Here is a 17474-nt window from a genome sequence, read left to right as displayed (position 1 = left end):
TCCCGGAGACTCACATGGTGGTCAAGCGCATCGTTGTGAAGCGCAACGTGAACCCGTCGCCGGTCACCGCGGGACCGACGGCACACCGCACCGCACCGCCCGGAGCGGCGGCCGACTGGGGACTCCTGCTGCTCAGGGTGACCTTCGGGCTGCTGATGGCCGGACACGGCTCCCAGAAGCTGTTCGGCCTCTTCGGGGGCGGCGGCCTGGCCGCGACCGGCAGGGGCCTCGAGTCCCTGGGGTTCCGCCCGGGAGTGGTCTACGCCGTGATCGGCGGTCTGTCGGAGTTCCTCGGCGGCGCCGGTCTGGCGCTGGGGTTCCTCACCCCGCTGGCGGCCGCCGCGCTGATCGGCGTGATGATCAACGCGATGGTGACCGTCACCGGGGCCCACGGGCTGTGGGACACGGACGGCGGCGTGGAGTACAACGTCTGCATCGCCGTCGTCGCCCTGGCCGTCGCCGCTGTCGGACCGGGCCGGTTCGCGGTCGACCGGTTCTTCCGCTGGGGGAGGGGAGGCTGGCCCGAAGCAGCCCTCGCCGCCGGCCTCGGCGGCGCCGGGGCACTCGTCACCCTGGCCCTCTGAGAACGCCGTACCGGGACCGGCCCCGCGTGGGGTCATCGCCCGTCCGACGGGTGCGGGTCTGTGCGGAGGCGGTGGGTGGCGGTGGTGGCCGGCTGGGAGTGGGACGACACGCTGTTCGCGGGGAGTGCCGCGTACTACCGGCGCGGGAGGCTTCCCTACGCCCCCGGTCTTGCGGACGTGCTCGCCGGGGCACTGGAACCGGACGGGCGCGGGCGTCTCCTCGACGTGGGATGCGGACCGGGAACCCTCGCCCTGGACCTGGCGCGGCGGGCAGGCGCTGGAACGCGGTGACGACGACGTCGTCGCCTGGGTGTTCTCGATGTCGTTCTCGGCTCCGCACCTGTTCGGCCCGCGCCGCGAGGACTTCGAGACGGAGCTGCGCGGGCTGCTCCGGAAAGCCTCCCCGTCAGGACGGTTCTCCGAACGCCGGCCGAGCACGGAGGTCTTCGTCTGGTGGAGGGACCCGATCACCCCGGCACCTCGCCCCGCGCCGTGACCGGCGGGGCGGCCGAGCGGGAACCGCACGGTCCAGCGGACCGGTGTCCCGCCCGCGGGCGCGCCGCCGGCATCTCCGGGCCGCGCCGGTGCGATGGTGTCCGCGGGCCCCGGAGGAACGGTTCGCTTCCGCCTGCCCGCGCCCGAGCGATCAGCCCGAACCGGGGCCGGTGCTTTCGGGTGCCTGGTTCGCGGCGCGGCGGTACTCGGCGTTGATGCGCTGGGCCTCCTCGAGCTGGTCCTCGAGGATGATGATGCGGCACGCGGCCTCGATGGGGGTTCCCCGGTCGACGAGCTCGCGGGCGCGGGCGGCGATCCGCAGCTGGTAGCGGGAGTACCGGCGATGCCCGCCCTCCGAGCGCAGGGGGGTGATGAGACGAGCCTCACCGATGGCTCGCAGGAAGCCAGGGGTGGTGCCGAGCATCTCGGCGGCCCGGCCCATGGTGTAGGCGGGGTAGTCGTCGTCGTCCAGACGATTGCTGAGCGGAGTATCTGCTGCTGCCATGTCACCTCGTTGTACAACGCGTCGAGGGGCCCTGGTGCCGAACGGCACCAGGGCCCCGAAGGAAATGAAACACCATCTGTCGGCCCTCATGCTCTGCCGACCTTCTGTTTCCGCTACCCGGCCCGGCTAGGGGAGGGGTGCGGGGATCGCGGCTGCGTGACCGGGGACCACCATCCAATCCGGGGTCTTGCGGTACCCGGACCGAGAGCTGCTCGGACCGGGCGATCCTGATGGCGTCTGCTCCTCCGTCCTTTCTTCGAACCGACCACTTGCGAACGGGTACTGCGCTACTGCTCCCCGGCAGTTCGTGTCTGCCGGGTCTCACTAGACCGTCTCAACGAGAAAAAGGCTAACCTCGCATGAGGCCGATGTCTACTCTGACAAGAGTAGATTTTCTCGCGGGGGATCCACAGCTCTCCGGTCACCCGCGACGAAGGGGCGGCGCGGTCCCGCGCGGTGGGCGATACGACGACGAGGGCCCTGCCGACACGTGTCGGCAGGGCCCTCGTCAGGTATTCGCGGCGGTCTTCCGCCTGTTCTTCCTAGCCTCCGCGTTTCGCTTCGGGTGGCTGAGCTGGTGTGATGGCCGTGAAATGGGGGTTCTGGTTGTTGGCAGCCGGGCGGGCATGGTCGAGGCCCGACGCGCGGGTCGGGTTCTCCAGGGTTCCTCGGTCGTGGGTGTGCAGGGACGGTGCCGAGGTTCAGGTGGCTGGCCGTGGCAGCGCCGCTAGGCGGGCGAATGCGCTGGTCAGCTCGTTTCGCCAGGGCCAGGTCGCGGCGATCCGCAGGTGCATGCGGCGTCCGCCGCGAGTGATGCGGGCAGCGGCGTGCAGCAGCCGGTAGCGGAGCTTCTTCGGCTCGGCGGCTGCCAGTTCGCCTTCCAGTAGCAGGATGCGTGTCCAGGCGAGCAGGTCGAGGGCGGTCAGGGACAGCTCCAGCCACGCTTGGTTGACCTGGAAGTGTCGGGAGGGGAAGCGGCCGAAGCCGGTGGTCTTGCCGCAGCGGATGCGGTCCTCGACGCGGGCGTGCGCGCGGTGGCGAACTTCCAGGTGCTGCAATGAGCCTTCGCCGTAGGCGGTGTCGGTGAGGAAGACCTGGTGGCGCATGCCCTCGTCGAGATCGAACAGGGAGAGCTGGGCGCCGGGATGCGGGCGCTCGCGGCGGACGATGACCCGAGTGTCCTCGGGCAGGCCCGGCAGGTCGACCAGGCCGGTGAGCTCGGCGACGTGGGCGCCTTGTCGCAGGGTGCCGTCCTGTTCGAGGGCGGGGTGCCAGACCTGGTCGGGCAGCTGGCGTATCGCTCGGCGGACCGGTTCGGTGATGGACCATCCGACGGAGAAGGAGGTGTGGATTCCGCGCGAGCGGAGGCCGCGGATGTGGGCCAGGAACGCTTTGGCGGATCCGGCGCTGTCCGCACGGATGAGGATGTCGGTGCCGTGGCGGTGGACATCGGGGAGCTGGGCGAGCGCGGCGTCGAGCACGGTGATGTGGTCCTCGGCGGTGTTGGCCGCGGCGTTTCCGGGCCGCAGCAGGCCGGCCAGGGCCTCGCCGGTGTTGTCGAGGAAGCACAGCAGCGGGTGGTAGCCGAAGCCGTGTTTGTAGGTCGGCGCCGCGTTCTCCTTCTCGGAGTGGCAGGTGACCAGGGTGGCGTCGATGTCCAGCACCAGGCCCGGCAGTTCGCGGCCGCCTGCGCGGGAGGCCGGTATTGCCTCCCGTCTCTCGCCGGCTTGCAGCCAGGCGACCTCGCGGGCGGTGGCACGGGCCGCGCGCAGAGCGCCGAGTGCGGCCGGATCGATGCCCGCCAGCAGGCGCCATGCGGTGGGATTGGAAGCGACCGGGCCGAACACCTCGGCCTGATCGCGCAGCAGGGCCAGGTCGGCGATCGCCTCGCCGCCGTCGGCCAGCATCACCGCCAAGTCCACGGCGATCCGGCCGGGGGCGTGTCCGGTGCCACGCGGCCGTAGTTGGCGCAGCGCGTCGGTGAAGGCCGTGGTCAGGCCGGTGGCATCGGCGAGATCGGCCAGCAGCCGGGACCCGGCATGACTGACCACCCCGCGCCCGTCGGCTGATACGACGAGCTTGGGACGCGACCCGGTAGTGTGCACGCAGAAAGTGCCTTCCTGCTGTGGTGACAGAAGCCCTAGACAAGCCTCATCATCCCAGCTCAGAAGGCACTTTCGCGTTCCCGCTCAAGATCCGGACGCCACCGCAAGTGAAACGCGGAGGCTAGGCCCTGTCGTCGAATTCCCGCCTGCCTCGCGACGCCATGCACGCACTCTCGCCGCACCGGGTCCAGACCCGAGTACGTCCAGTACGAGGGTCAGGGCCCGGCACGCCGAGAGCACGCACCTGACGCCGCGAGGCCCGCCCTCCGGGCGGGCGACGGGAATGTGACGACAGGACCTAGGCGGCCGAGCCGAAGCCGGCCCGTCGTGGTGCGCTGCGGCGCGCGGCCTCGCCCGCGGGCCGGCCCTGTCCGGCCCGCCCCCGCCCTCCCCGGCGGCCGCGGGCCGGGGAGGACGCGCCGCGCGGACGGTCCCTCTCCGGTTCGGTGATGGTGATGGGGGTGCCGGGGGGTGTGCGGGCGCCGGTGATGCGGTGGAGTTCGGTGTCGCCTGCGTGGACGGGGGTGATGTGGGGGGTGATGCCGGCGGTGGTCATGAGGCGGTTCATGTCGCGGCGTTGGGTGGGGGTGACGAGGGTGACGACGCTGCCGGACTGTCCGGCGCGTGCGGTGCGTCCGCCGCGGTGGAGGTAGTCCTTGTGGTCGGTGGGCGGGTCGACGTTGACGACGAGGTCGAGGTGGTCGATGTGGATGCCGCGGGCGGCGACGTTGGTGGCGACGAGGACGGTGACCCGGCCGTCTTTGAACTGGGCGAGGGTGCGGGTGCGCTGGGGCTGGGTCTTGCCGCCGTGGAGGGCGGCGGCGCGGACGCCGTTGTCGAGGAGGTGGCGGGTGAGGCGGTCCGCGGCGTGTTTGGTGTCGAGGAACATGATGACCTGGCCGTCGCGGGCGGCGATCTCGGTGGTGGTGCGGCGTTTGTCGGCGTCGTCGACGTGGAGGAGGTGGTGTTCCATGGTGCTGACGGCGCCGGCGGAGGGGTCGACGGAGTGGACGACCGGGTCGGTGAGGTAGCGGCGTACGAGGCGGTCGACGTTGCGGTCGAGGGTGGCGGAGAAGAGCATCCGCTGTCCGTCGGGGTGGACCTGGTCGAGGAGGGCGGTGACCTGGGGCATGAAGCCCATGTCGGTCATCTGGTCGGCTTCGTCGAGGACGGTGGCGGTGACGTGGTCGAGGTGGCAGTCGCCGCGGGTGATGAGGTCTTTGAGGCGTCCGGGGGTGGCGACGAGGATCTCGGTGCCGGTGCGCAGGGTGTTGGCCTGGCGGGTGATGGACATGCCGCCGACGACGGTGGCGGTGCGCAGGTTGACGGCGCGGGCGTAGGGGGTGAGTGCGTCGGTGACCTGCTGGGCGAGTTCGCGGGTGGGGACGAGGATCAGGGCGAGGGGGCGGCGGGGCTGGGCGCGTTGTCCGGTGGTGCGGGCCAGGACGGCGAGGCCGAAGGCGAGGGTTTTTCCGGAGCCGGTGCGGCCGCGGCCCAGGACGTCGCGTCCGGCCAGGGAGTTGGGCAGGGTGGCGGCCTGGATCGGGAAGGGTGTGTGGACGCCTTCCTTGCCGAGGGTGGCCAGCAACGGTGCGGGCAGGGCGAGATCGGCGAACGACTCCACGGCCGGCAACGCGGGCGTCACCGTCTCCGGCAACGCGAACTCCCCCTGGGGAGCCCGTCCGCCCCGCCGGTCTCCGGAGCCCTTGGCGCGCCGCGCGCCACCGAACCGGCGGTTGCCGCCGGCGCCTCCTGCGGAACGGTCATGAGTGCGGGATGTACGGGCACGCTGCATGCGGCACCTTCCTTGACGTACGGGCGCGTATCAAGGAATTCCCGCTGCAGCCGAGCGGCGCAGAGAATTTCGAGACGAGCCTGATTCGATGTGGCCGAGTACGGCCGGCGGGGGGATGCATCACAGCCCGGTGATGGGGTGGAGCCTTCCCGCCCGGCTCCCCCGGAAATACAGCGAGCTGGGGCCCGCACCCCACAGGTGCGGGCCCCAGCTGCGAAATTTACGCGTCAGCGTCGCTGTCAGGCGGGAACGATGTTCTCCGCCGTCGGGCCCTTCTGGCCCTGCGCGATGTCGAAGGTCACCTTCTGGCCCTCCAGCAGCTCACGGAAGCCCTGGGTGGCGATGTTCGAGTAGTGGGCGAAGACGTCGGGGCCGCCGCCGTCCTGCTCGATGAAGCCGAAGCCCTTTTCCGAGTTGAACCACTTCACAGTGCCGCTGGCCATGTCATTTCTCCTTCGGAGGCGGTGTCAGGAATTCACCCTGTGTGAATTCCGTGTCGCCGTGATGATTACCCCGACAGGAAATGAACCTTCTGGCAACCACACTTGCAACTGAGATCGACAGTAGCACGGTGCGATCGGCCCTGCGCGGTCGAGCAATTCGACTTCCGCAGAGGTTCGGGGAATAATCGCCGCGCGCCGCACTTGTTCCGCGCGCCGCGGGTACATATTTCTCATGTCGCGGGCACAGATATTGCTCTCCCGGGGCACCGCGTTTTCTGCCGCGCCCCGCACGCCCGACGCGCTGACCTCCCGCGACGTACGACGCGCCGCCGCCCCCGCCGCCGCGAGACGCCCCGACGCCGAGCACGCCGGAACCCCCCTGCCGCGACGAAGGTCACATTCCCCCGGACAGGGGGCACCCGCGTGCCGGAGGAGGGAAGCGGCAGGGCGCATCAGCGCCCCCCCCGCGGACGAAACCTCAGCTCACGGCCACACCAGGCAGTACGGCTGATGCCCCGCCTCATGCAGCCGGTGCGAGAAGTCCTGCCACTCGTGCAGCGAATGGGAGGGGCGGGGCGCTGGCCTGGGGTTTCTCTGTGAAGCGTGCGTTGACCTGCGGAAACACTCCTCGGTAGTTCTCACGGGTCAACGCTGTTTCCCGGACTCATGTGCCCTGGATGTGCCCTCCGGGGACCTGGCTGGGGAGGCGTACATGCCCAGTTTTCGCGCCTAGGGAGCTCTCGACATGCGACGGACGTCCCGTGTGCTGCATCCGTTCCCTCCGGGGCCGGACGAGGGGGAGCTTCGGAGATGCCCGTCGCGCGTGACACCAGGAGTAACGTGGCAGGTGCGAGGCGGAGTCCCGTCGTCGCACCAGCCCTCAGACGGGTGGTCGTCATGACCAGCTCGGATACACCACCTGTTCCCCGGCGTCTGCCCAGCGGCGTCCACGAGGCGGTGCGGCCAGGGTGTGCGCTTCTCCGGCTGGAAACGACCGAATCACGCGAAGGCGTCCTCGACGGCGCGTGGTGGCCGCGCTCGCGCGACATCGGTGCTGAGCTGCCCGCGCTGCTGAGCGCCCTCATTGCCCACCTCGGCCCCGTGACCCGTGTGGGACTGGACACCGCGGCCTGGGAAGGTCTCCCGACGCGTATCGCCGTGGACGACCGGGTGGTGCACGTCGATTCCTTCCCGGTCGGTGACGACACGGTCCTGATCACCCGGGGCGACAGGGACATCTTCTCTCTGCTCGTGGTTCCGCCGGACGCGGCACCGGACGCCGCCCGCGCCGCGATGGCCCAGGCGGTCCGGGCGGACAACATCAGCCAGGCGGAACAGATTCTCATCGACACCGGGAGCGGGCACGGTTCGCCGGGCTGACGGGCCCGCCGCCGGGCGCGACCAGCAAAACGGTGTCGGGGGGTTCAGCCGCGCCACTCCACCATGAGCAGCGTTGCGTCATCGCTGGTCTGTCCGCCCCGCGCCTGTTTGAGCGTGTGGGACAGGGAGCGCGTCACCGCCCGGATGCCGCGGCCGGTCCTCTCCAGATGGTTCACGCAGTCGATCAGCTGGTCCTCCCCGAACTCCTCCCCGCCGCTCTTGTGCTCCTCGACCACTCCGTCGGTGAAGCAGAGGACTCGGTCCCCGGGCACCAGCCCCAGCCCGCTGATCCGGGGCTCCGGACCACCGAGGCCGACGGGGAGGGTCGTCGGGGCGACCAGACGCTGTGCGACGCGGTGGTCGCGGACGAGGATCGGCGGCGGGTGCCCGGCGTTGACCCACTGCACCCGTCCCGTCGTCGTGTCCAGCTGCATCATCTGCGCGGTGACGAAGTGCTCGGGACCGAACTGCCTGGCCACGGCGCGGTCCATGAACGCGTAGATCTCCGACAGTCCGATGCCGGCGCGGCGGGCGTGGCGGTAGGCGCCGATGGCCACGGTGGCCATCGTGGCCGCGTCCAGTCCGTGGCCCATCGCGTCGATCATGGCCACGTGGAGGACGTCGTGGTTGAGCGCGTAGTCGAAGCTGTCGCCGCCCACGTCATAGGCGGGTTCCAGGATCCCGGCCACGGCTACCCGGGGCATGATCATCGCGAGCGGTGGCAGCAGTGACCACTGGATCTCCGCTGCGACGCTCATCGCCTCACCGCGTCGGACGTCGAAGAACAGGTCGGAGTAGCCGTGCTTGGTCACCAGAAGGTCGGCCACCAACCCGGAGATCCTGAGCAGCAGGCGGCGGTCGTCGTCATCGACGCTGTCCAGCGTCACCGCCATGACCCCCACCTGGTCACCGCCGTCCAGCAGGGGTAGATGGACCCGGACGCCGTCATCATGGGGCACCTCTACAGGGACGGCATCGAGAAAGCAGCGGCCCGCCTCGGAGTCGTCGATCACGTGAGGTTCCCCGCCGGTGAGTCCCTCACCGGGCAGCGGTACGAGCACCAACTGGCCGTAGTCCTGCAACAGCACCTGCGGACGGCGGCCACCGAGCCGGTCCACGACGTCGGCGACCAAGGGCCCGATGAGATGGGGTGGGAGTTCGTGCGCGCTGTCGAGGATCTTTCCGAGGAGCGCTTCCCCGAGGCTCTCGGACCGGTCCGGGCGCCATCCTGCCGTCATCCCCTCACCTTCCGCGGTCACGCTTGGTGCGGGGGCGGGCCGGGACGACAACGGATCTCTCGGTGCCATGGCTCCATCTGCGGTCGTGAATGCCGGGCCCGCTGGTCAGGCGGAGCCGGCCGGGCTGCTCACCTGGGTCCGGCTCCTCCTTCCGACTCCCATGCGTCCTGTCCGTCGAGGCTGCTCTCGGCGAGTGCCAGCAGGCGCGGAGCCGACAGTGGGTTCCCGGGGTCGGCGGCGGCGGTCAGCAGCCGGGTGGCTACTCCGGCCGGCTCGTCCGGGGGGATCACCAGCAGTTCCCAGCGTCCCACGGTGCCGCAGTCCACGGTGATGGCGTGCGCCTCGGCGGCGGAATCGGTCAGGACCACCTCGATCACGTGGCCGGGCGCCATCACCTCCTGCGGGGCGTCGGGCCAGGCGGCGGTCCCCACGGTCACGCGGGTGACGGTGCCGCTGCTCGGATCCAGGGAACCGACCAGCACGGGCAATTCGAGTTCGAGTGCGTCGCAGCGCGGCCACCATGCGCCGTCCAGCGGGCCATGGCTGACGTCCGGCGTGAGGCGCAGCCGGGGCATGGGCATCCGGTAGGAGTGTCCGTAACCTGGCGCGGTAACTTCGGCGGGCTTTGTGATGGCGTTCATCGTGCGATCCCGTTCCGGGCGCTGCTTTCCGGCTGCCCGTGTCAGTCACTCGCCGGGAACGGCGCCGCCGTGGTCGTACGCCCGGAAGTTCTCGGTACCTCCCACGCTACTCCCAGCCGTGGCGGGCGGCGTGGTGCGCAGCCATCGCGCCGAGAGGCAGGCAGCCATCGCGTGGAGGCACCTCGGTACGGCGGACGACGGGTCACGTGACCGCCCCGGCCGGTACGACCGCCGGCTCATCGCTCCTCTGCCACGTCATCGGCGTGCCGAGGGCTGCCCTTCGGCGGACAGGGTCAACACGCAGGGGGCTACGGAGCCGGGCAGCCCGACGACCTCACCCATGTTCTGCCAGCCCCAGGACGAGAAGGCGGCTTGTCCTGCCCGGTCGGCAGGATGCAGCAGGGTGATCCCGAGGGAGGAGTGCAGCTCTGTGAGCAGACGCTGTTGCAGCCGGCGGGCGATGTCGCGGTGCTGAACGTGCGGGTGGGCCACGACCTGGGTGAGGACGACGAACCGTGCGCGGGAGGTGAGCCGCTGGATGATCTCCTGGAGCGTTCCGTCGGACCCCCGGCTGCCGGGGCCTTCAGAGCCCATCGGAAAACCGAAGGCGCAACCGACCAGCACCGTCGTCTCGGCGACCAGCAGGGCGAAGCCGGGGCGGCGGGCGGTGATCGACAAGCGGTGCAGGAAGTCCCCGCGGTTGTGGTACCGCTCGCCCGTGGTGCCTGCGACGGACTCCGCAGCCAGGTCCGCGATGTCCGCGCCCATGTCTTCTGCCTGCCAGCGGGTCAGCCGACGAAGGCGGATCCCGTCCTTGAGGACCGGCTGGTCCGGTCGGCGAGCGGAGTCCTCGGGCGCCCCCGTCGCCGCACTCATGAAGCCGTCGGATGCGGCGGGCGGCAGGGGACTCGCGGGGGCCGTAGGGAGCAGCGAAGTCGATCCCGTGGCATCGAGGACCCGGGTGATCTGAGCGCACGGATGGTGCAGCCGCAGGCGAGCGTGGACCCGGCCGGCGCGCTGTGCTGCCGACAGGAGGACGTCCAAGCCCCTGGCGTCGCAGGAGCCGACTGTGGTCAGGTCGATGTCGATCACGGTGACACCGTCCAGCAGACACTGCTCCACTGCGGCCCGCAGCAGCGGCGTCGTGGCCGGCCCGATGTCGCCGGCAAGCGTGACGAGCGTCCGCTCTCCTCGGTTCCGCCGATGGATGTCCAGCCGGGAAAAGGTCATCACGTCTCCCCTCGGCGAGGTTGCGGACCTGCACGGGCGCTCAGCGCGGCCCTTGCCGTGATGAGCTTGCGCTGAGTTGCTTCGACCGCGGCGTACATGGCCCCGACCCGTCTCCGCGCCGACCGCTGGGGCGGCCCGGATTCACTCGTCTCTCGCCGAGGACGACCCGGCGTGGTGGCCCGGAGTGCGTGATGCCCTCGGTACTTCAACCGTACGTCTGCCGCAACCGGAAGCGGCTGGGTCGAAGGGCGCGGCACGGTAGGGGCCGCGTCACTTGAAAGGCCGTTCTCCAACGTCAGAACGGTGGTGATGCTGCGGCTGCTGGTACGTGTGCACCTCACAGCCGAGGGCCGGCAGGGTAAGGGGGCACCACCTCGCCCCTGCCCTGTCGCGACAGGTGCCCGGATGCGCGCCGCTCTGGACACAACACTGGCCGCCGCGCAGTTCCCCTGGACACAGCACAACACTGCCGCCCGCGATCGAAGCCGGGCGGCAGAGCGGGCGGACGAATTGAATGCCAGCTCACTTCCGAACCCACACGCGACACGACCTCCACTCACCGGGTCTCCGAACCCATTCGAGCGAAACGTCGCACGCCAGGAGGATCGGTCCCTACGTGAAAGCCAGCGCTCATGGAGCAGATGACCCACCTGTTACCGAAACCGTCCCGCGAAGGGGGACGTGGCAGGGGCGAGCATGTAGCGGAGGAAAGCGGCGAGGTCGGCGAACGCTGAACGCGGTCACTCATCTCACCGTGGGGGCGAGACGCTATCCCAGAAGAGGCGCTCGGTCAGTTCCAACCGTCCAGCGACACCTGAGGCCCGCCGGCCAGGTAGCGATGAAGGGCGCTGGCGGTGGTCTCCACGAACTCTTCGGGGATGGCACCGGTGTCGACCCAGCGGACTTGGGCGTGCTTGCGCGGTTCGCGGTTCTCCGGCTCGCCGGACCATTCATGGGCGACGAAGACGACCGTGAGGAAGCCGTTGGGGGCTTCCACGCCCCAGGCGCCGTGGATGACGTGGGCGACCTTGAGCGCTTCCGGCTTGACGGTCATACCGGTCTCCTCGTACAGCTCGCGGACGGCCGTCGCGGTGATCGGCTCGCCGGGCTCGCTCTTGCCGACCGGGAGATCCCACTTGCCCCTGCCGAATTTGGCCTGGTCGCTGCGCTGGAGGAGGACCACGCGGCTGGTGGCCTTGTCATGGACGATGACGGCGGCGACCAGCAGGGTCATGGATTCCAGGGTGGGCATGAGCGCTTTTGGCTGGTCATCGGCTGTCGGCTGAGCCACGGGGGTCCCTTCCCCGACCGGATCGGTGGGCATCTCGGCCGTACCTCTCGATCGGCTCCTCTACTTGAAGGCGAGCTCTCGGAAGTTGTTGCGGACATCGGTCAGCGGTGCGCGGTCGCGGGTGTAGTAGAGCTTGTTGGTCAGGAGCACCGCCCAGCGGTCCTTGGTGGGTGAGATCCACATGCCCGTGCCGGTGAAGCCGTAGTGGACCCAGACGTCCTCCTCGATGGTGGTGCCGGGAGCGGGGTGCCAGAACAGGCCGCGAGCGGGCTGGAGCTGCCCCGTCTCGATGGCCAGGGACCCGTTGATCCACTCGATGCCGAAACCAGCCCGGAGCTGTGACGCTGCGGGGGCGAGCATGTACTGGAGGAAGACGGCGAGGTCGTCGAGGACGGTGAAGGCGCCGGCGATGCCGCAGACGCCGTACAAGAGGCGGGCCGAGAAGTCGTGGGCGACTCCCTTGAGGTGGGTGTCGGTGTCCTGGTCTAGTTCGGTGGGCGCGCAGCGCGTCGCGAGGCTGGCGGGCAAGGGGCCGAAGCGGGTGGAGGTCATGCCCAGTGGGAGCCAGGTGCGGGTGGTGGCCAGTTGGTCCAAGGGCTGGCCGGAGAGGTGTTCGGCGAGATAGCCCAGGATGAGGGCGGCCCGGTCGGTGTACTCGACGGCTTCTCCGGGTGTCCGATGAAGTTGTTCTTGGAGGACGCCTCGGCGAATCTCGTAGGGGTCGGTGCCGTAGAGGTTCTTCAGCTGCGCCCGCAGTGGGACGCCGGCGGTGTGCGTCAGCAGCTGCCGGGCGGTGACGGATCCGAGCGGGTGCCCGGTGACCTCCTGCCAGAAGCTGCCGAGCGGCTGGTCGAGGTCGAGGGTGCCGTCCTCCCACAGGGCTCCGATGGAGGACCAGACGGCCAGGATCTTGGTGAGGCTGGCGGCGTCGAAGACGGTGTCGGTGCGCATCGGCACCCCCGGCTCGTCGGGGTCGAGGACCCCGGTGGTGCCCCGGGCGAGGGTGCCGGTGGCGTCGCCGAGGGCCCACACGGCGCCCGGGTACACCTTGTCGCGGACTCCCTCGTCGAGCAGGGCTTCGATGCGGTCGCGGTCGTACGTCATGGTCTCCCTCTTCACCGACGTGTCTTGTCGGGCGTTCACTGAGGAAACCTGGGAACGCTGAACGCGGTCACTCATCACACCGTGGGGCGAGACGCTTTCCCGGAAAAGGCGCTCAGTTAGTTCCAGCCGTCCAGCGACACCTGGGGCCCGCCGCTGAGGTAGCGGTGGAGGGCGCTGGCGGTGGTCTCGACGAATTCGTCGGGGATGGCACCGGTGTCGACCCAGCGGACTTGGGCGTGCTTGCGCGGTTCGCGGTTTTCGGGCTCGCCGGACCATTCGTCGGCGACGAAGACGACGGTGAGGAAGCCGTTGGGGGCTTCCACACCCCAGGCGCCGTGGATGATGTGGGCGACCTTGAGCGCTTCTGGCTTGACGGTCAGACCGGTCTCTTCGTACAGCTCGCGGACGGCCGTCGCGGTGATCGGCTCGCCGGGCTCGCTCTTGCCGACGGGGAGGTCCCACCTGCCCTTGGCGAATTTGGCCTGGTCGCTGCGCTGGAGGAGGACCACGCGGTCGGTGGCCTTGTCATGGACGATGACGGCGGCGACCAGCAAAGTCATGGATTCCAGGGCGGGCCTGAGCGCCTCGCGCTGGTCATCGGTTGTCGGCTGAGCCACGGGGGTCCCTTCGTCGGCGGGATTGGTGGGCATGTTAGGCGAGCGCCTCACGGGCGCGGCGGGCGAGTTCGGCGGCGCCGGGTACTTTGCGCCGCTGGTAGACCGCCAGGGTCGAGCGAATGGAGGTGATCGCCTTGCGGGTGCGGTCGGAGGTCATGCCGTCCATCAGCGTGAGAGCCTCGCTCCAGGCGGCGACCGCCTCATCGGCGCGGGCCTGGACGGCGAGGCTGTCGCCGAGGTCGGCGTATGTGAGGGCGTGGACGCGCTTGTACTTCTCAGGATCCCAGCGGACGAGCGCGTCGCGGTGCTGTTGCTCCGTACCGACGTGATCGGCGAGGTCGGTGAGAGTACGGGCCGTGTGGCTGGCGACGGTGCCGGCAGCGGGTCCGCTGACGAGGGAGAAGCTGGGTTGTGGCCCGTCGTCGCGGAGCAGAGCGTCTTCGGCGGCGAGCAGGGCGCGGGCCGCTGCGGGTTTCTCGTGGACTGCGGCGAAGGCGCGGGCGTGGGTGATGTGGAGTAGTGCCTCGGTCTGACCGTCCACGTGGCCGAGTCCACGGCGGAGGGCGCCTTCCACAAGGTCGACGCAGTGGTGGGGCTGCTTGAGGCTGAGGGCCTGGTGGGCGAGGGCGCGCATCATCCAGGCGGCGTGGCCGTGCGCATCGGCTTCGCAGGCGAGTTGGTAGCCGACCTGGTAGTAGCGCTGGGCGGCACCTTCGTGGCCGAGGTCGTGGTGCTTCCAGCCCGCGAGATAGGCCAGCTCGGCGACGGCGCCGAAGGCTGCTCGGCGTAAGGCTTCAGAGGCGAAGCGGGCACGCAGCATGGGGGCGGCGGTGTCGGCGAGGTAGGCGGTAACGGTGGTCAGCCCGTGGCCGCCGCCCAGGCGTTCGTCGGCCGCGCTGAACGCGGCGGTGATCTGGCGGACAACGTCGACGTCTTCCGCTCCCACCAGCGCCCGGCCCGTGCGTGTGCGGAGCATCCGTGATGCGGCTTCGTGGTCGTAGGCCAGGGGCATGGCCACGCCTGCGGTGGTGAAGGCGGCCACGGCGAGGAAGCGGCGCCGTTCCATGTCGGCGCGGCCCAGGTGGGTGACCGTGACGACGGGATCGGGGTCGTCAGGGACGGCGACCTCGGGGTCGCGTAGGCCGATCTCGGTGAGGGTTACGGGGCGGCCGGCCCGGCGGGAGAGGGCCTCCGCCAGGTAACGGCCGGTCCGTCCGGTGGGCTGACGCGTGCCATTTACCCAGTGGGAGATCGCCGACTTGTTGGTGTGGATGATCTCGCCGTTCTCCGCGGCGATCCGGCGCACGTCCTTGGCCAGCGCGTCGTAGGTGCAGCCGATCGCGTCGATGGCCTCGCGTAAACGGACATTGGGCCTGTTGGGTGCCGCCATGACCTCCTCCGTCCTGGGGCTGTAAACCGTGTATACCGCTTGGCCTTGCCCACACCGTACCCACTGTGCGTGACGGACTGTTCACTTAATCACAGCCGCCCGGAACTGCCCGACTGCAGTCCTGGTTCTCCCCACGGCTCCGGGCGGCTCCCTGAAGTACCGTACGCCCGCTCCGGGTTCGGGCACTCCTGTGCCCGAACCCGGCCGATCAGAGACGGAGACACGGTGACCACCATCGACACCAAGGCCATCACGGTCGAACTGCCGCAGGCGTTCGACGAGCGCTGGAGCCGCCTGCCGGGCATCCAGGTCGACGGCCGGCGCATCACGATCGACCCGGCCGAGTACTTCTTCCGCTTCGAGTCGAATACCTGGCTCGTCGCTGACTGGGACTTGGTCAAGTCCCAGCTCCTGGACGCGCGGGAGACCACCGAGAGCGCGGTCGAGCAGCTCGCGCTGGACTTCATCAAGACCCACGGTGAGTCCACCTCGGACGCCGCCCGCGTGCTGGCGACCGCCTACGAGGTCTACGCCTACCTGTTCCGCGACGAGCACCTCGCCGGCCTCGGCCTGCCGCAGATCACCGCCGAGCACCTGCGCATGCTGCGCGAGGCGGCCACGCTCATGGCACTCAACAAGGTCGAGCTGGACGGGCACATCTCCAACGTCGGCCCGTGCTGGTTCTTCCCCGCCGCCACCTCGGTCGTCTTCGACCTGGACGACGAGATGGGCGGGATGCTGGACGAGGTCTACCACGGCGGCTGGTTCAACGAGCACCGCCGCATCGAGTCCATCAAGGCCCACGCCGCCCTCGGCGGACGCCTGGTGCACGGCTGCCAGTCCGTGCCGGACCAGTCCGGCGGCGTCGTCGCGCCCTACGGTGCGTCGATGGCGAACTTCCGTGGCGACCTGGCCGCCTTCAAGGCCGGCTGGATCGAGCAGGTCTACGCCCAGCGCGGGGCCCCCGCCGCGTAACGCCCAGCAGCAAGGCTCCGGGGCGGGCAGGCTCGCTCGCCCTGGATGCCGCCACCACCGTGATGGAGTCCTCGTGAACGAGAACCTGACCACCGATCTCCTCGCCAACCTGTGCATCGTCGCGAACCAGACCACCGCCAAGCGCGAGGAGGTGAGGGTGTGGTCGATGTCCGGCGTCGAACGCGTGACCTTTCCCGACGGCAGCACGCGGATCTTCAAGTACGCCAAAAGGCCCTTCGACAGCGAGGACCAGGCTCTACGACTGGCCGACACCCTCGGCATCCCCGTCCCGAAGGTCTACCACTCGGTCCGGATCGAGGGCTGGCTCGGCATGTTCCTGGAAGACCTCGGCACTCCTACCCGGGAAGCGGACGATCTCGACGGCGCCGCTGCGGCCGTGGTCCTCCACCGCACCCGCACTGCCGGCGCGCTGCCTGTACTGCACGAGGAAGGGCTGCGGGCCCTGCCCGGCCGCGCCCTGGACCACCTCGACCAGCTCCGCAAGGCCGACCGCTGGCCGGACACCGGCGACATCGAGCACGCCCTCGACCAGATCGCCCAGGCCGCTGGCACCCGCGCACGAGGAACTACCGTCGCCCCGTTCGGCTGGGTGCACTCCGAGTTTCACCCCACCAGCCTCCACATCGGCCGGCGCGGCTGGCGCCTGCTGGACTTCGCCCGCGCCTTCACCGGACCGGGCCTGCTCGACCTCGCCAGCTGGCACGGCACCCTCGACGACCCCGACCCCGTATGCGTGCGCGTCTTCCTGGAGTCCTACGTCACCGAGGGCGGTACTCCCGACGCCCTCGCCGAGCGCGGTGGCCTGCCCGCCGAGAAGTGGGCGCTGGGATGGCACCGCATGTGGGCCGTCGAGTGGTTCATGGAGCAGTCCATCCGCTGGATCAACGACCCCGCCACCGATCCCACCTACATCAAGGTCGTACGCCGACACCTCACCGACGCCCTCCAGCTCCTGGAGGTGTAAGTGCTCGCCCAAGCTTCCCCCTGGTACGCCCACGCCCTCCAGCGCACGGCCGCGGGTCCGGCCGAGCCGCTCGCCCCACCGCCGCGGATGGAGTGGACCACACGGCCGGGCATTGGGCCCGGAGCCGAAATCCTCGGCTCCGACCTGCGCCGCAAGCGCGTGGTGGAACTCGGTTGCGGCCCCGGCCACAACGCCGCCTACCTCGCCACCCGGCACGCGGCCCACGTCACCGGCGTCGACCTGGTGGGCTTGCAAGTCCGTCGCGCCCGCTCACACTACGGACGGCTGAACAACCTCACCTTCGTCGCCGGCCACGCCCTGCACTACCTGCACACCTCCGACGAGCAGTTCGGCGCGATCTACTCCGTATTCGGAGCTGTCGGCCTCGTCGCCCCCGAACTCCTGCTCCCCGCCATCACCCACCGCCTCAAGCCCGGCTGCACCCTGGCCTTCTCCGTCCCCCACCCCCAGCGCGGCGGTCGACCGCCCTCCGCAGACGACCGCCCCCGCCGCGACCACGTCACGCTGCCCGACCGCACCCGCCTGCCCGTCGCGCGCTGGGACTTCGACGCTGCCCGCTGGGAGAAGCACCTCGGCCGCGCGGGCCTGTGGCTCGCCTCGGCCGAGGAGTTCCACGACCCCCGACAGGGCCGCTGGCCCACCACCCTGCTGATCACCGCGCGCAAGCTCTGACCC

Annotated in this window: 16 protein-coding genes and 1 pseudogene; 6 read left to right on the top strand and 11 right to left on the bottom strand. The window is 70.1% G+C overall.

Annotated elements, in window-relative coordinates; translation table 11 throughout:
* Positions 1-14 precede the first annotated feature (14 nt).
* Positions 15-584 carry a DoxX family protein gene (locus AC6I72_RS13695; protein ID WP_498001027.1) on the top strand — a complete coding sequence of 190 codons (570 nt, stop codon included), beginning with the start codon at positions 15-17 and terminating at the stop codon, positions 582-584.
* 81 nt (positions 585-665) lie between these two features.
* Positions 666-1080, top strand: a pseudogene (locus AC6I72_RS13690) (hypothetical protein).
* 150 nt (positions 1081-1230) lie between these two features.
* On the opposite strand, the gene AC6I72_RS13685 reads toward AC6I72_RS13690, so the two are convergent.
* The 4 genes from AC6I72_RS13685 to AC6I72_RS13670 all read right to left on the bottom strand — a co-directional run bounded on the left by AC6I72_RS13685 (position 1231) and on the right by AC6I72_RS13670 (position 5927).
* Positions 1231-1584, bottom strand: coding sequence for a helix-turn-helix domain-containing protein (locus tag AC6I72_RS13685; protein WP_498001026.1), 354 nt, complete (start codon positions 1582-1584; stop codon positions 1231-1233).
* Between the two features lie 701 nt (positions 1585-2285).
* Complete coding sequence (locus tag AC6I72_RS13680; protein ID WP_498004681.1) at positions 2286-3719, bottom strand: IS1380 family transposase; 1434 nt, start codon at positions 3717-3719, stop codon at positions 2286-2288.
* Positions 3720-3987: 268 nt separating this feature from the next.
* Complete coding sequence (locus AC6I72_RS13675; protein ID WP_498001025.1) at positions 3988-5484, bottom strand: DEAD/DEAH box helicase; 1497 nt, start codon at positions 5482-5484, stop codon at positions 3988-3990.
* 239 nt (positions 5485-5723) lie between these two features.
* The gene (locus AC6I72_RS13670) at positions 5724-5927 is read right to left on the bottom strand and encodes a cold-shock protein (protein WP_498001024.1); all 204 of its coding nucleotides are present in this window, start codon (positions 5925-5927) and stop codon (positions 5724-5726) included.
* Positions 5928-6824: 897 nt separating this feature from the next.
* Between AC6I72_RS13670 and AC6I72_RS13665 the strand changes: the two genes are divergently transcribed.
* Positions 6825-7307, top strand: a complete 483-nt coding sequence (locus tag AC6I72_RS13665; RefSeq protein ID WP_498004680.1) for a DUF5994 family protein — start codon at positions 6825-6827, stop codon at positions 7305-7307.
* A 44-nt stretch (positions 7308-7351) separates the two neighbouring features.
* Here AC6I72_RS13665 and AC6I72_RS13660 read toward each other — a convergent pair whose 3' ends face one another.
* The 7 genes from AC6I72_RS13660 to AC6I72_RS13630 form a co-directional block, all read right to left on the bottom strand.
* The gene (locus tag AC6I72_RS13660; protein WP_498001023.1) at positions 7352-8545 is read right to left on the bottom strand and encodes a PP2C family protein-serine/threonine phosphatase; all 1194 of its coding nucleotides are present in this window, start codon (positions 8543-8545) and stop codon (positions 7352-7354) included.
* A 128-nt stretch (positions 8546-8673) separates the two neighbouring features.
* Positions 8674-9186 carry a DUF5994 family protein gene (locus tag AC6I72_RS13655; RefSeq protein WP_498001021.1) on the bottom strand — a complete coding sequence of 171 codons (513 nt, stop codon included), beginning with the start codon at positions 9184-9186 and terminating at the stop codon, positions 8674-8676.
* 255 nt (positions 9187-9441) lie between these two features.
* The gene (locus tag AC6I72_RS13650; protein WP_190179072.1) at positions 9442-10416 is read right to left on the bottom strand and encodes an STAS domain-containing protein; all 975 of its coding nucleotides are present in this window, start codon (positions 10414-10416) and stop codon (positions 9442-9444) included.
* 790 nt (positions 10417-11206) lie between these two features.
* On the bottom strand, positions 11207-11740 hold the full coding sequence (locus AC6I72_RS13645) for an NUDIX domain-containing protein (protein WP_382075918.1): 534 nt from the start codon (positions 11738-11740) through the stop codon (positions 11207-11209).
* A 27-nt stretch (positions 11741-11767) separates the two neighbouring features.
* A complete protein-coding gene (locus AC6I72_RS13640) occupies positions 11768-12811 on the bottom strand; it encodes a serine hydrolase domain-containing protein (RefSeq protein WP_498001019.1) in 1044 nt (347 codons plus the stop codon).
* Between the two features lie 116 nt (positions 12812-12927).
* Positions 12928-13461 carry an NUDIX domain-containing protein gene (locus tag AC6I72_RS13635; protein WP_498001017.1) on the bottom strand — a complete coding sequence of 178 codons (534 nt, stop codon included), beginning with the start codon at positions 13459-13461 and terminating at the stop codon, positions 12928-12930.
* A 1-nt stretch (position 13462) separates the two neighbouring features.
* On the bottom strand, positions 13463-14818 hold the full coding sequence (locus tag AC6I72_RS13630) for a helix-turn-helix domain-containing protein (protein WP_399774696.1): 1356 nt from the start codon (positions 14816-14818) through the stop codon (positions 13463-13465).
* 225 nt (positions 14819-15043) lie between these two features.
* Here AC6I72_RS13630 and AC6I72_RS13625 point away from each other — a divergent pair, with 225 nt between their 5' ends.
* From AC6I72_RS13625 to AC6I72_RS13615, 3 genes are all read left to right on the top strand, one after another.
* Positions 15044-15793: a hypothetical protein gene (locus AC6I72_RS13625; RefSeq protein WP_498001016.1), complete on the top strand. Its 750-nt coding sequence runs from the start codon at positions 15044-15046 to the stop codon at positions 15791-15793.
* Between the two features lie 73 nt (positions 15794-15866).
* Entirely contained in the window at positions 15867-16778 is a 912-nt protein-coding gene (locus tag AC6I72_RS13620) for a phosphotransferase family protein (RefSeq protein WP_399774700.1), read from the top strand.
* Positions 16779-17471: a class I SAM-dependent methyltransferase gene (locus AC6I72_RS13615; RefSeq protein ID WP_450841328.1), complete on the top strand. Its 693-nt coding sequence runs from the start codon at positions 16779-16781 to the stop codon at positions 17469-17471.
* Positions 17472-17474: the final 3 nt, after the last annotated feature.

The organism is Streptomyces sp. Xyl84, from assembly GCF_059731885.1.
This window is presented reverse-complemented; position numbering and strand designations above follow the sequence as displayed.

What these genes read in the sequence shown, in the direction of transcription:
- AC6I72_RS13660 (WP_498001023.1), bottom strand. Translation starts at nt 8,545, where the DNA reads ATGACGGCAGGATGGCGCCCGGACCGGTCCGAGAGCCTCGGGGAAGCG.
- AC6I72_RS13640 (WP_498001019.1), bottom strand. Translation starts at nt 12,811, where the DNA reads ATGACGTACGACCGCGACCGCATCGAAGCCCTGCTCGACGAGGGAGTC.
- AC6I72_RS13665 (WP_498004680.1), top strand. Translation starts at nt 6,825, where the DNA reads ATGACCAGCTCGGATACACCACCTGTTCCCCGGCGTCTGCCCAGCGGC.
- AC6I72_RS13655 (WP_498001021.1), bottom strand. Translation starts at nt 9,186, where the DNA reads ATGAACGCCATCACAAAGCCCGCCGAAGTTACCGCGCCAGGTTACGGA.
- AC6I72_RS13685 (WP_498001026.1), bottom strand. Translation starts at nt 1,584, where the DNA reads ATGGCAGCAGCAGATACTCCGCTCAGCAATCGTCTGGACGACGACGAC.
- AC6I72_RS13670 (WP_498001024.1), bottom strand. Translation starts at nt 5,927, where the DNA reads ATGGCCAGCGGCACTGTGAAGTGGTTCAACTCGGAAAAGGGCTTCGGC.
- AC6I72_RS13645 (WP_382075918.1), bottom strand. Translation starts at nt 11,740, where the DNA reads ATGCCCACCGATCCGGTCGGGGAAGGGACCCCCGTGGCTCAGCCGACA.
- AC6I72_RS13695 (WP_498001027.1), top strand. Translation starts at nt 15, where the DNA reads ATGGTGGTCAAGCGCATCGTTGTGAAGCGCAACGTGAACCCGTCGCCG.
- AC6I72_RS13675 (WP_498001025.1), bottom strand. Translation starts at nt 5,484, where the DNA reads ATGCAGCGTGCCCGTACATCCCGCACTCATGACCGTTCCGCAGGAGGC.
- AC6I72_RS13635 (WP_498001017.1), bottom strand. Translation starts at nt 13,461, where the DNA reads ATGCCCACCAATCCCGCCGACGAAGGGACCCCCGTGGCTCAGCCGACA.
- AC6I72_RS13630 (WP_399774696.1), bottom strand. Translation starts at nt 14,818, where the DNA reads ATGGCGGCACCCAACAGGCCCAATGTCCGTTTACGCGAGGCCATCGAC.
- AC6I72_RS13650 (WP_190179072.1), bottom strand. Translation starts at nt 10,416, where the DNA reads ATGACCTTTTCCCGGCTGGACATCCATCGGCGGAACCGAGGAGAGCGG.